The sequence below is a fragment of the Actinomyces sp. S6-Spd3 genome, assembly GCF_000758755.1.
In the GTDB taxonomy this organism is placed as follows: Bacteria; Actinomycetota; Actinomycetes; order Actinomycetales; family Actinomycetaceae; genus Pauljensenia.
Genome location: NZ_JRMV01000248.1, coordinates 1 through 604, shown reverse-complemented (window position 1 = coordinate 604; position 604 = coordinate 1). Strand labels below are relative to the sequence as shown.

General features: G+C 54.8%; 1 protein-coding gene and 1 pseudogene. One reads left to right on the top strand and one right to left on the bottom strand.

Features of this window, described 5'->3' with window-relative positions:
* Nucleotides 1-243 (bottom strand): ATP-dependent Clp protease adaptor ClpS (locus HMPREF1627_RS02005; protein WP_034500709.1); only part of this gene is annotated, 243 nt, incomplete at its 3' end.
* Between the two features lie 58 nt (nucleotides 244-301).
* Between HMPREF1627_RS02005 and HMPREF1627_RS02000 the strand changes: the two are divergent.
* Nucleotides 302-604: pseudogene (locus tag HMPREF1627_RS02000) on the top strand (nicotinate phosphoribosyltransferase); the annotation flags it as partial.

Sequence of the window (604 nt, the reverse complement as noted above, 5' to 3'; positions counted from 1 at the left end):
GTCTGCTTCCATGCGTTCGCGAAGGCCGGTTGAAACGATCGCCTTACCGGTTTGGTGAACTTGAAGCATGAGGGCACGGGCGCGATTTTCGGTATAGCCAAAATGGCGCCGAAATACGCCAACGACGTACGCTTGCGTATTGATGGGGTCATCCCACACCACGGCGCACCACTGCGCGTGGTTTTCGCGCGTAGTGGCGGCATCAGCCCTGACGCGGGTGGTGGTTGTGGGGGTTGCACTCATGTTTTCAGCCTAAGAGATTGAGGCGCACAAAGTGCCGGTTTGGGGATAAACTCGACTTATGCCTGCTTCTACATCTACAGCACTGCTAACCGACATGTACGAGCTCACTATGCTGGACGCCGCTTTGAAAGCGGGAACAGCGGAGCGTAAGTCCGTTTTTGAACTTTTTGGGCGGCGTTTGCCCGCAACGCGCAGGTTTGGCGTAGTTGCGGGTACGGGCCGAATATTGGAGGCGCTGGAGCGCTTCACTTTCTCTACCCACCAGATCGATTACTTGCATAAGAACAAGATCGTGTCTGATGTGGCGTTGGACTATTTGAAGGATTTCCGCTTTTCGGGCGACATTTTTGGGTATGCCGAG